The organism is Acinetobacter chengduensis (assembly GCF_003664645.1).
GTDB lineage: Bacteria > Pseudomonadota > Gammaproteobacteria > Pseudomonadales > Moraxellaceae > Acinetobacter > Acinetobacter chengduensis.
The window spans coordinates 45,813-58,192 of sequence record NZ_RCHC01000005.1; the positions used below are offsets into that span (position 1 = coordinate 45,813).

At 39.2% G+C, this 12,380-nt stretch carries 12 protein-coding genes; 7 read left to right on the forward strand and 5 right to left on the reverse strand.

Annotated features, from left to right (window positions below; translation table 11 throughout):
* The first annotated feature begins 30 nt into the window (after window positions 1–30).
* The gene (locus tag D9K81_RS05775) at window positions 31–699 is read left to right on the forward strand and encodes a class I SAM-dependent methyltransferase (RefSeq protein WP_120374351.1); all 669 of its coding nucleotides are present in this window, start codon (window positions 31–33) and stop codon (window positions 697–699) included.
* 62 nt (window positions 700–761) lie between these two features.
* Here D9K81_RS05775 and D9K81_RS05780 read toward each other — a convergent pair whose 3' ends face one another.
* Both D9K81_RS05780 and D9K81_RS05785 read right to left on the reverse strand, forming a co-directional pair.
* Window positions 762–1,190: a hypothetical protein gene (locus tag D9K81_RS05780; protein ID WP_120374352.1), complete on the reverse strand. Its 429-nt coding sequence runs from the start codon at window positions 1,188–1,190 to the stop codon at window positions 762–764.
* A 151-nt stretch (window positions 1,191–1,341) separates the two neighbouring features.
* The gene (locus tag D9K81_RS05785; protein WP_120374353.1) at window positions 1,342–2,649 is read right to left on the reverse strand and encodes an MFS transporter; all 1,308 of its coding nucleotides are present in this window, start codon (window positions 2,647–2,649) and stop codon (window positions 1,342–1,344) included.
* 272 nt (window positions 2,650–2,921) lie between these two features.
* Here D9K81_RS05785 and glpD point away from each other — a divergent pair, with 272 nt between their 5' ends.
* A complete protein-coding gene (glpD, locus tag D9K81_RS05790; RefSeq protein ID WP_407923622.1) occupies window positions 2,922–4,436 on the forward strand; it encodes a glycerol-3-phosphate dehydrogenase in 1,515 nt (504 codons plus the stop codon).
* A 113-nt stretch (window positions 4,437–4,549) separates the two neighbouring features.
* On the opposite strand, the gene D9K81_RS05795 is transcribed toward glpD, so the two are convergent.
* Window positions 4,550–4,972 carry a DUF6988 family protein gene (locus D9K81_RS05795; RefSeq protein WP_120374355.1) on the reverse strand — a complete coding sequence of 141 codons (423 nt, stop codon included), beginning with the start codon at window positions 4,970–4,972 and terminating at the stop codon, window positions 4,550–4,552.
* Window positions 4,973–5,071: 99 nt separating this feature from the next.
* Complete coding sequence (locus tag D9K81_RS05800; protein ID WP_120374356.1) at window positions 5,072–6,901, reverse strand: phosphoenolpyruvate carboxykinase (GTP); 1,830 nt, start codon at window positions 6,899–6,901, stop codon at window positions 5,072–5,074.
* A 411-nt stretch (window positions 6,902–7,312) separates the two neighbouring features.
* Between D9K81_RS05800 and D9K81_RS05805 the strand changes: the two genes are divergently transcribed.
* The 5 genes from D9K81_RS05805 to D9K81_RS18765 all read left to right on the forward strand — a co-directional run bounded on the left by D9K81_RS05805 (window position 7,313) and on the right by D9K81_RS18765 (window position 11,568).
* Window positions 7,313–8,251: a diacylglycerol/lipid kinase family protein gene (locus tag D9K81_RS05805; RefSeq protein WP_120374357.1), complete on the forward strand. Its 939-nt coding sequence runs from the start codon at window positions 7,313–7,315 to the stop codon at window positions 8,249–8,251.
* On the forward strand, window positions 8,232–8,990 hold the full coding sequence (locus D9K81_RS05810; RefSeq protein ID WP_120374358.1) for a metallophosphoesterase family protein: 759 nt from the start codon (window positions 8,232–8,234) through the stop codon (window positions 8,988–8,990). Before D9K81_RS05805 ends, D9K81_RS05810 begins: the two co-directional genes overlap by 20 nt.
* A 199-nt stretch (window positions 8,991–9,189) precedes the next feature.
* Window positions 9,190–9,480 (forward strand): co-chaperone GroES, encoded by a 291-nt coding sequence (locus D9K81_RS05815; protein ID WP_120374359.1) that lies wholly within the window; start codon window positions 9,190–9,192, stop codon window positions 9,478–9,480.
* A gap of 60 nt (window positions 9,481–9,540) precedes the next feature.
* A complete protein-coding gene (gene groL / locus D9K81_RS05820) occupies window positions 9,541–11,175 on the forward strand; it encodes a chaperonin GroEL (protein WP_120374360.1) in 1,635 nt (544 codons plus the stop codon).
* A gap of 258 nt (window positions 11,176–11,433) precedes the next feature.
* Window positions 11,434–11,568, forward strand: coding sequence for a hypothetical protein (locus D9K81_RS18765; protein WP_268916019.1), 135 nt, complete (start codon window positions 11,434–11,436; stop codon window positions 11,566–11,568).
* On the opposite strand, the gene D9K81_RS05825 is transcribed toward D9K81_RS18765, so the two are convergent.
* Window positions 11,565–11,948 carry a hypothetical protein gene (locus tag D9K81_RS05825; RefSeq protein WP_120374361.1) on the reverse strand — a complete coding sequence of 128 codons (384 nt, stop codon included), beginning with the start codon at window positions 11,946–11,948 and terminating at the stop codon, window positions 11,565–11,567. The genes D9K81_RS18765 and D9K81_RS05825 overlap by 4 nt on opposite strands.
* Between the last annotated feature and the right edge of the window lie 432 nt (window positions 11,949–12,380).

A 12,380-nucleotide genomic window follows, 5' to 3' on the forward strand; every position in this document is an offset into this window, starting at 1 on the left:
AAGATATAAATACCAATTAAAAGAAATCCAATGAGTTGCACTTTTCAATTTCCCCAAGCCCCTGAACATTTGCTTAATGCACTGCATCAGGTGATTCCACACTGCGAATTACATGCACAGCAATTGCCTGAAACGCCCATTTCTTTGTGGTTGATTCCACCTGTGTTTCCAACGGATAAAATGGATGACGAAGTCATTCGCCGTATTTGGAATGATACGCCGTATTGGATTTTTTGTTGGGCATCGGGCCTTGCTATGGCGCAGTGGTTGCTGGCAGAACCTCAGCATGTAAAAGACAAAGTGGTGTTGGATTTTGGTGCGGGCTCAGGTGTAGTTGCGATTGCAGCTAAAATGGCAGGTGCAAAGCGAGTGATTTGCTGTGACATTGATCAAGTGAGCTTAGATGCCTGTCGTGCCAATGCAGCATTAAATGATGTAGAGCTTGAATATCTTGATGATCTGTATAAAGCAGAGCAGGTAGATATTTTGTTAGCCGCAGATGTGCTGTATGACCAGTGTAATCGCTTTTTCTTAGATGAATTTTTGAAGTTTGCACCAGAGGTATGGGTCGCGGACAGTCGCGTCAAAAACTTTAGCCATCCAAAATATGAAAAACTGGATGAGCGTAGTGCAACCACTTGGCCTGATTTAGATGAATCACCCGAGTTTCGCAATGTCAGCTTTTATAAGACGCTCTAAAGATGAAGTGCTATAAAAATAAGACGCTAATGCGCCTTATTTTTATATATGCATACACTGTATTATGAGCAAGTGTAACGTACTACACGTAAGGTCGCAGGACGTGCATCTAATGCATTTTGCGCGCCTAAGTTTTCTGTATTGCGTATATCTGGTGTGTTGCTTAGCCCAAAGCTTGCACGAGAGTTGCCAATTTGACGGCCATATTGCTGTGTTGTGGTTGCAGGATTAGCAATTTCATTAATACTTAAAATATTGAGTTTAAATGTACGATGTTGGCCAAGTACTTTTTGGCAAGCGCGTTGTAATTTATTTTCGTCTAATTGTTGATTTTGACGACCTGCCAATGTGTAAGCTAAAGTGGCACTCGTGTCGTTTTGGGCTTCAATTTGATAGCCAGCATGACCGTTATAACTTTGGGGAGTGCTTTGGCAAGCCACTAATAATGTAGTGCAACATCCTAAAGTCAATAATTTAAGCGCTATTTTCATGAAAGTCATTTCCAGTCTTGTTATTTCTATAGATGAGTATGACATAAACAGGCATTAGACTCGATGGTATAAAGGTAGGGAAAACAATAAAATTATTTTATCTGCTAAAACTTGCCACTGCGCTGAAGCAGTGGCAGTTAAACACTTTAAGTTAATGTTCTTTAATTTTAGAATGGTGTTTGGTGTCTTTCATAAAGATATACACCAGCAATGAAATAAAGATCATGATAGTCACGTAGATAAAGAACCAAGATTCATGACCTGCTTCTTTAAAGCTAAGCGCAAAAAATTCCGCTGTACCACCAAAAATGGTATTGGCCAATGCATAGGGAAGCGCGACACCTAAGGCACGAATATGAGCAGGGAACATTTCTGCTTTTACCACGGCATTAATAGAAGTGTAGCCTGTAACAATCACCAGACCAGCTAAGCATAACCAAAATGCAGTCCAATAGTCCTGTGTTTGTCCTAATGCATCAAATAGCACATAGGTGAACAGTACGCCCAATACACCAAAGGCAATCATAATGGGTTTACGACCAATTTTGTCCGATAGCGCACCTGCCATAGGTTGTAGGCACATAAATATAAATAGCGCTAAAGTGGTAATTTGCGTTGCGGCTGGTTTGCTAAAGCCAGAGGTATTCACCAAATATTTTTGCAAATAGGTGGTGTAGGTATAAAAAGCTAAAGTACCCCCTGCGGTAAGAAACAGCACAGTAAAGGCTTCTTTAGGATAGTGTTTAAACAATGAAAGTAGGCCAGATTCAGGCTGATTTTTTTCTTTTTGAGCATTTTGAAAGGATTGTGTTTCAAGTAGGCCACGGCGGATGCGGAACACTACAATTGCTAAACAGGCACCAATGAAAAATGGAATACGCCAGCCCCAGTCATGTAATTGCTGTTCTGTAAGTACCCATTGCAGGATGAGTAGTACACAGAGTGCAGTCAGCTGTCCTGCAATTAATGTGACATATTGAAAGCTAGAGAAAAAACCACGGCGGTTTTTTTCGGCCATTTCACTCAAATAAGTTGCACTGGCACCATATTCACCACCAACACTTAAGCCTTGTATAAGCCGTGCGACCACTAGAATAATGGGTGCAAAAATCCCAATTTGGTCGTGCGTGGGTGAGATGGCAATCATTAATGAGCCAATACACATGAGGGTCACAGAAAGTGTTAAGCCAGACTTTCGGCCTTTTTTGTCAGAATATACCCCCATAATCCATGCGCCAATCGGTCGCATAAGGAAGCCTACGGCAAAAATTGCGGCTGCTTGAAGCAGTTGGGCGGTTTGGCTACCTTGCGGGAAAAAGGCATGTGCGAAATATAAGGTGAAGGCGGCATATACATACCAGTCGTACCATTCAACAAGGTTACCAGCAGAACCACCAAGAATGGATTTCACCCGCGTTTTGGTGTCGAGTGGTGCGGGTTGCATTGCGGTATCAGTCATTGTTATATCCGTTTCTTCTTATTTAATTTTTTATATTAAATCTGCTGAGTTACTGGAAAGGTAACTAAATTAAACAAATTGTATATAAAGTGTTCATTGTGCTGAAGTGGTGTTACATTGAAGTGAAAGGTTTTGAAAATTTAGCATGCTTATTGTGGCGCGGGAAACTATCGTTAGTTATGTAGATTTAATGATGTGAATAAATAAAAGGCTTAAGCTTATATAGGATTAGAGAAAATTAAAAAATAGGTTAAAAACAATAACAAAAGGAGATGCTTATGCATGATTTGTATGACTTGGCTGTGATTGGTGGTGGTATCAATGGTGTAGGTATTGCAACAGACGCAGCTGGGCGTGGTTTAAGTGTCTTCTTGTGCGAAAAGGATGATTTGGCTTCGCATACATCATCTGCCAGTTCTAAGTTAATCCATGGCGGTTTACGTTATTTGGAGCACAAAGAATTCCGCTTAGTGCGTGAAGCATTAGTAGAGCGTGAGATATTGTTAAAGAAAGCACCGCATTTGGTGCATCCTATGCGTTTTATCATGCCACATCAGCCTCATTTAAGACCTGCATGGCTAATTCGGGCAGGCCTGTTTATATATGATTATTTAGGCAAACGTGAACAGTTGATGGGTTCGGAACAGGTATTTTTTGAAAATTCTGCTAGCCCTTTAAAAGCAAATTTCAGCCGTGGGTTTGAATATTCAGACTGTACTGTAGATGACGCGCGTTTAGTCGTGCTGAATGCGATTCAAGCGCGTGAACATGGCGCTAAAATTATGACCCGAACACAGTGTGTTTCTGCTCAACGGATGGCTGGTGTTTGGGTGTTAGAACTCGAAAAAGATGGACAGCAATTGTGGGTAAAGGCTAAGGCACTGGTGAATGCGACTGGCCCTTGGGTGGCGCAGTTTATTCAACAGGAATTAAAGTTAAAACCTTCCTACGGCATACGGCTGGTACAAGGCAGTCATATTATTGTGCCTAAGTTGTATATGCAAAACAAAGCCTTTATTTTGCAAAATTATGATCAACGCATTGTTTTTGTTATTCCTTACTTAAACCAATATAGCTTAATTGGTACGACAGATCGCGAGTATACGGGTGATAGGAATAATGTCGAAATTAGCCCTGAAGAAATTCATTATTTATTGGATGTATCCAATAATCACTTTAAAACACAACTGACAGCAGTTGATATTGTGGCGAGTTTTTCTGGAGTGCGACCCTTATGTGATGATGAGTCGGATAATCCCGCAGCGGTAACGCGTGATTACACCTTGGCCTTAGATGTTCATCATGATGAGGCGCCTTTGCTTTCTGTATTTGGCGGTAAGTTGACGACCTATCGTAAATTAGCGGAAGCAGCTTTAGAGCACTTGGCACCTTATTTTGGTGATTTAAAAGATCGTTGGACAGCAGAGGCTTTATTACCAGGTGCGGAGCAGTTTTCATCTATTGAGCAACTTGCGGCTGAGATTGAGCATAAAGTCAAAGGGTTAGATGAACATACTATACAGCGTTGGGCTTATGCCTACGGCACGCGTGTATGGCATTTTATTAAGCAAGTTGTATCCGTTCATGAATTGGGACAAAGCTTTGGTCATGGCTTATATGCGCGAGAAGTGGATTATTTGGTTCAGTATGAATGGGCTGTCACATCAGAGGATATTTTAAAGCGTAGGACAAAACTGTATTTGCAGTTTGATAAAAACGAAGTTCAGGAATTGGAAAAGTATTTAACAGTACTACATGTACGAGGGTTGCCAAAAGAAGTCGCTTAAAGTTTGTGTTCCTCTGATATGGTTTGAATAGACTGAAAGGCAAGATTGGAAAATAGTCTTGTTATTTTTATTAATTCAGCAATTGCTTCATCAGGATACCGTGGCTCTACGCTTTATGAAGTTAACCAAAATTGTAGCTGTAAATGATTAGAGTGAACGTATGAGCTTACGGCACTCCAGTTCTTTTGATTGAATTGGTTGTTGGTAGAACGGTATTGAATTGCAATTAATTCAACCATTTGTTTTGTATTTTTTATTTCTTCGCCATTTAGGTACTTATTGATCTGGTTCTCAGTTGCGACAAGCTTAATCCATAGACCTTTAATTACTGCTTCGCAAAGAGGTCTTAGGAGTGTAAATGCTGAGGCTTGAAGTGTTGGAGAATTTTGTAAAAGTAGAAAAATTGAATATTGATGCTGTTGTGCAATTGCAAATAAAGAGGCCACTACTCGTGAGCGCAAGTCAGGATGAATTATTCTTAATGTTAAATACTCAGCTTCCTCATTGGCTACTTTAAATGCGTGTTCTAATTGCATAGTTGTTTTAAAAATAGATGGTATAAAAATAATGTAGCTTATTCTAGAGGCATAAAAAAAGACCGCATATAGCGGTCTTTTTTCTAATCGCTTAAATGATTAAGCAGATTTAACAGCTTCTAAAAGTTCGTCTTGACGCGCTTTTAGTGCAGCTGGAAGGCGATCGCCTAATTTTTCAAACAATTCAGTGTGGCTTTCAAGTTCTTTAATCCACTGTGCTTTGTCTTGTGCTGTTACAAGGTCAAATTGCTCTTTAGTGAAGTCAGAACCAGTCCAGTTCAATTGTTCGTAAGTTGGTACACGGCCAATTGGAGTGTCAATTGCAGTAGCACGACCTTCACAACGGTCAATTATCCACTCAAGAACACGCATGTTTTGACCGAAACCAGGCCATACGAAGTTGCCTTCAGCATCACGACGGAACCAGTTCACATTGTAGATACCAGGAAGTTTGTTGCCAGCAGCTTCAGCTTTAGCAGCAACTTGCTCACCCATTTCTAACCAGTGAGTGAAGTAGTCAGCCATGTTGTAGCCAGCAAATGGAAGCATCGCGAATGGGTCACGACGAACAACACCTTGTTGACCAACAGCAGCAGCTGTAGTTTCAGAGCCCATAGTTGCCGCTTTGTAAACACCGTCAACCCAGTCAAATGCTTCTGAAATTAGAGGTACTGTGTCTGCACGGCGACCACCAAAGATGAACGCAGAGATTGGAACACCCGCTGGATTTTCCCAGTCAGCATCGATAGAAGGGCATTGACCAGCAGAAACTGTGAAACGTGCGTTTGGATGCGCAGCTTTTTCACCAGTAACGTGTGGTTGGCCTTTCCAGTTTGTAAGGTTAGCAGGCGCTTCTTTAGAAAGACCTTCCCACCAAACTTCACCGTTGTCAGTCACAGCAACGTTTGTATAAATTACGTCTTTGTGAAGTGTAGACATACAGTTCGGGTTAGTTTTGGTATTGGTACCAGGCGCTACACCAAAGAAACCAGCTTCAGGGTTGATTGCATATAGACGACCATCTTCACCTGGTTTGATCCAAGCAATATCGTCACCTACAGTTTCAATTTTCCAACCTTCGTAACCAGCTGGTGGAATCAACATAGCGAAGTTTGTTTTACCACAAGCAGATGGGAATGCAGCTGCGATGTAGTGTTTTTCGCCTTGTGGGTTAGTCACGCCAAGAACAAGCATGTGCTCAGCTAACCAGCCTTGTTGACGACCCATGTAAGAAGCAATACGTAAAGCTAGGCATTTTTTACCAAGCAAAGCGTTACCGCCGTAACCAGAACCGAATGACCAGATTTCACGAGTTTCTGGGTAATGAACGATCCATTTGTCTGGGTTACAAGGCCAAGCAACGTCTTTTTCGCCTTCAGCAAGCGGTGCACCAACAGTGTGTACGCAAGGAATGTAGTCGCCATCAGTACCAAGAACGTCATAAACAGCTTTACCCATACGAGCCATTTTAGACATGCTTACAGCTACGTAAGGAGAATCAGTAAGTTCGATACCGATGTGTGCAATATGAGAACCTAAAGGACCCATAGAGAAAGGAACAACGTACAAAGTACGACCTTTCATTGAACCGTCAAATAAACCATTCAAACGTGCACGCATTTCAGCTGGAGCTTCCCAGTTGTTTGTTGCGCCAGCATCTTCTTTGTTTTCTGAACAAATAAAAGTACGACCTTCAACACGAGCAACGTCAGAAGGATCAGAATTTGCAAGATAAGAACCAGGATGAGTCTCTTGGTTAAGTTCTTGCATTGTGCCGTTAGCGATCATCAAGTCGATATAACGTTGATATTCTTCTGCGCTACCGTCACACCATTCAATTTTTGCTGGTTTTGTTAATTTAGCAATTTCTTCCACCCAAGCAATAAGCTTAGGGTGACGAACGAATTCTGGTGCGTTCACTTGGGTCATGGTGAGGCCTATCTAAAGTGTGTACAAACTGTACAAAGTATAATCTGTGCAAAGGGGTGCAATGCTCAGATGAAATATGAAAAAAAGTGGCGCTATTAAAGCATAATTTCATAAAAAAAATAAGACTAAAGAAGTGGTAGATTTTTTTTGGTAGATAATGCTATTTAGTTTTTTATTTATTATAAAACAACATCTTGCGTAATTTATATTGTTTTTTAATATCATTTTTTATTTTAATGAGTATTATTTATTTTTTATATAGTTATATAAAACAATAATTTATATTCGATCTAAACATGATGAATGTTATTGATTAAATAAATGGTGGTAATTCGAATTTTACATAAAGGGGCTATTAATTGTTGATAAATTCTACAAAATAATAATATTCAGGGTTGAGACGTATAAAAAATGTCTAAACAAACGAAACCTTTATCTATTATATATAATCAAAATTCAGGTTTTCATGCGAATCAAAAAGAAGATGGATATGAGGAAATATTGCATATTTTCTCAGCGCATGGATTTGAAATACAGTCATTTGAAATCAGTGATTTTGTAAGCTTTGAAAGCTTCATGTCGCATGTGTTAAGTCGCCATCAACAACTTGATAATCATGGAATTGTGGTGGTTGCTGGTGGTGATGGAACCTTAAACTCAGTTGCTCAGTACCTAATGGGAACGCCAATCCCGATGGGGATACTACCTTTGGGCACATTTAATTATGTTGCTCGTGTGTTGAATATTCCACTCGACTTAAAACAAGCGGCTGAAGTGATTGCGCAGGGTGTAATACGTGAAACGCATGTCGCTAGCATTAATAATAATATTTATTTAAATAATGCGAGTTTGGGTTTATATCCTTTATTTATAAAAAAACGTGAAATTTATAATCAACGTTTTGGGCGTTTTCCTGTTCATGCATACACTTCTGGTTTGGATGTATTAATACGAGATCGAAAAGAATTAAAACTACAGATTGAAGTCGATCATATTCGTTATCCTGTCAAAACTCCGCTGATTTTTTTTGGAAATAATCAGCTACAACTGGCAGATTTAAATTTAAAAATTGCAAATCAGGCAGCACTAGGCAAGGTCGCAGGTGTAGTGGTGGCTAAGAGTGATAAGCTCAGTTTGTTTAAAATGCTGTGGCAATTGATCCGCGGAAATTTAGAACATACCCCAGATGTTTATAGTTTTGCTGCTGAAGAAGTCTGCATACATGCGAGCAGTAAAAAGATAACTGTCGCTATGGATGGCGAGCTTAAAGAATTATGTCCACCTTTATCTATAAAGGTACATAAACATGCGTTAAAGATCATGGTGCCTTATGTTAGTTCATCTCTCTGATTTACATTTTGGGACAGAGCAACCCGAATGCATACGTGCATTAGAAGCCTTTTGTGCAAAACATCAACCTGAAGCAATTGTGGTGAGCGGGGACTTAACGCAACGGGCGCGGTTTAAACAGTTTTATAGTTGCAGACAATTTTTAGATCGTTTGAAATGTCCATATTTGGTTGTGCCTGGGAATCACGATATTCCGTTATTTCATTTATGGAATCGTTTTTTTAGCCCTTTTGCACGCTACCAGCTTTTTTTTGGCAATATGGAAATGACACTAGAAACTGAGCATTTTTTTCTGGTGGGCGTTAATAGTATACGCAGGCGTTTCCATACACGTGGCCATATCTCCTTATCGCAAATTACCCGCGTTGATCAGCACTTAAAACAAGCACCTCGGCACAAGCTTAAATATGTGGTTGCACATCAACCATTTTATATTCCGCCACAAGACAAAGAAGGGGTGAAGGACTGTCCAGTATTGGGACGTATGGCTTTACAAACTTGGGCACAAAATGGATTAAATGGTCTTTTGCATGGGCATTTACACCAATCAGCACGCTATGATTTAAATGACATTTATCAGCTCGGATGTGTACATCCAATTTGGGATATTCATGCAGGTACTGCAACTTCGCATCGATTGCATCATGGTGTAACTAATAGTTTTAATACTCTGGATTTACATGGAAATATGCAATCTTATGTATTTGATGTAGCAAGCCAACAGTTTTGTTTAGCGTAACAATTTGAAGCTTTACTTTAGAAAAGATTGAAACTGAATAAAAAATCTACAAAAAAAGCATTTTTTTTAATTTTTGCCCTTGAAGCAGATTTTTCCATCCCCACAAAAGTGTCATATCAAAAAATTGTCGATGACCTAGGAATAAGAAGTCATCTTCACATCGTAATCAATGACATTTTAAATGTCTATGGAGCTAGAAATGAGCACGATTCGTCCTTTACATGACAACGTTGTAATCCGCCGTGTTGAGAAAGAAACTAAAACTGCTGGCGGTTTAATCTTGAGTACTTCTGCTGCTGAACAACCAGCTCAAGGTGAAATTATTGCTGTAGGTAACGGCAAAGTCACTGACAATGGTGTACGTGCACTTGATGTTAAAGTTGGCGACAACGTACTTTTTGGTGCTTATGCTGGAACTAAAGTAAAAGTTGAAGGCGAAGAGCTACTTGTAATGAAAGAGTCTGACATTTTAGCTGTACTCGAAGGCTAAGCTTAGATCTTTCGATCCGAATTCAATTTGAAAATAGATTAAAAAATTTTGGAGTAAACCATGTCAGCTAAAGACGTAAAATTTGGTGATTCAGCGCGTTCAAAAATGATCGCTGGTGTAAACGTACTTGCAGATGCAGTGAAAGTAACTTTAGGTCCTAAAGGCCGTAACGTTGTAATCGACCGTTCTTTTGGTGCACCACACATCACTAAAGATGGTGTTTCTGTTGCGAAAGAAATTACGTTAAAAGACAAGTTTGAAAACATGGGTGCTCAACTTGTACGTGAAGTATCTTCAAAAACAAATGACATCGCGGGTGATGGTACGACAACTGCGACTGTACTTGCTCAAGCGATTCTAAACGAAGGGATCAAATCAGTAACTGCTGGTATGAACCCAATGGATCTTAAACGCGGTATCGACATTGCTGTGAAAGCTGTTGTTGCTGAAATTAAAGCAACTGCTAAACCAGCTTCTGACTCTAAAGCGATTGAACAAGTGGGTTCGATCTCTGCGAACTCAGATACGACTGTAGGTAAACTTATTGCGCAAGCAATGGAAAAAGTGGGTAAAGAAGGCGTAATCACAGTTGAAGAAGGTTCAGGCTTCGAAGACTCGCTGGACGTTGTAGAAGGTATGCAGTTTGACCGTGGTTATATCTCTCCATACTTCGCAAACAAACAAGATACTTTGACTGCGGAACTCGAAAACCCATTCATTCTTCTTGTAGATAAAAAAATCAGCAACATTCGTGAATTGATTGCTGTACTTGAAGCTGTTGCTAAAACTGGTAAACCGCTTCTTATTATTGCTGAAGATGTTGAAGGTGAAGCGTTGGCTACACTTGTAGTGAACAACATGCGTGGCATTATTAAAGTATGTGCGGTTAAAGCACCTGGTTTTGGTGACCGTCGTAAAGCAATGCTTCAAGACATCGCGATCTTAACTGGCGCGACTGTTATTTCTGAAGAAGTTGGTATGTCACTTGAACAAGCATCACTTCAAGATTTGGGTACTGCACATAAAGTGACTGTATCTAAAGAAAACACAGTAATTGTGGATGGTGCTGGTAATGCTGCTCAAATCGCTGAGCGTGTAACTCAAATCCGTGCTCAAATTGAAGAATCGACTTCAGAATACGACAAAGAAAAACTTCAAGAACGCGTTGCTAAATTGGCAGGCGGTGTAGCTGTTATTAAAATTGGTGCAGCAACTGAAGTTGAAATGAAAGAGAAAAAAGACCGTGTAGACGACGCACTTCATGCAACTCGCGCTGCGGTTGAAGAAGGTGTTGTAGCGGGTGGTGGTGTTGCACTAGTTCGTGCTGCGAAATCACTTGAAGGTGTTACTGGTGCAAACGATGATCAAAATGTAGGTATCAACATTTTACGTCGCGCAATTGAAGCGCCACTTCGCCAAATTGTTGCAAACTCTGGTGATGAACCATCAGTTGTAATTAACGCGGTGAAAAATGGTGAAGGTAACTTCGGTTATAACGCTGCAACTTCAGAGTATGGCGATATGTTAGAAATGGGTATTCTTGACCCTGCTAAAGTGACTCGTTCTGCACTTGAACATGCGGCTTCTGTTGCGGGCTTAATGTTGACAACAGAATGTATGATCACTGAAATTCCAGAAGACAAACCAGCAATGCCTGATATGGGCGGTATGGGTGGCATGGGCGGTATGATGTAAATTATCACCTCTCAGTTGATCTAAAAATCCCCGCTTCGGCGGGGATTTTTTTATATTTTATATATATTTAAAAAAAACCAATGTAATATATGTCACACAATATGTCAGATATAAGACTTAAGCTTTATAAAAATGTTTTTTGTAGCACTATTAATAGATTTTTATAAACTTTTGCTTTAATATCAATCAATAAATGATTTATAACATATTTAAATTAGTTTGGGGGTGTTTGTGTGTAAGGGTGATGAAGATCACGAGATGGTGATGGTAAGTACTCAAGAGCTTAAACGTTTATATGCAAAAATTCAGGAATATGAACGCATGTTTAGCTTGTTAAGCTGTGAAGAAATTCGCAGGCTGAAGGCGATGATGAGTAACTATAAAATCACTTAATTTTGAAATTCTTCAATGATATTTAAAATAAGCGTCTTTTGTGTTTCAGTTAACGCGTTAAATTTTAATAAAAAATCATAGTCCTTAGCACTTAATATCTCAGTATTTAAAGTGCTTTTATCTGTTTGGGTATCGTTATCACCAAATCTAAGCCATTGATTTGACACATTAAGCCATAATGATAAGATTGAAAGCTTATCTTGATTGGGGATGGCTTTTGCAAGCAACCAATTGTTTGCTGACTGAACAGAAATGGGCTCACCAGAATAACGCGCATTGAATTGCTTAGAAATAAAAGTGGGACTGATCGGGTGATGCTCTTGCGTTAAAGCTTGTTTTAATCGTTCTGAGAACAATAACTTTTCTTTTTGACTACTCATTGCTACTACGTATCAAATTTCAATTTTGGATTCTAAGTTAATTGACAAATCTTAAAGCTAACTTAATTTGATTAATCAATATTTGGTTTGTGCGGACTCGAGACTAACAACACGTCTTAATTATACTACATGATATCAGTTTTGATCACTGTAAGTATTTGTAGGGCTTATGAACTTTAAAGTTAGCATTTGAGCATAAGAAAGTTCATATTGCTTAATATCAATCATAATTTGAAAATTAATAATTTTAAGCTATTGTAATATATGAATTATTTAAGTTAACAATAAAATAATTGTAAAATAAATCAAATTTTGATTAATAATTAACTTTCTCTTTGGGTATTATCTCCACATCCACCAGAGGACTGGCTCAAAAAAGACACTTTATCTTGTCTTTTTTTTTAGGCTTTCACTGGTTTGCATCATCCTAGG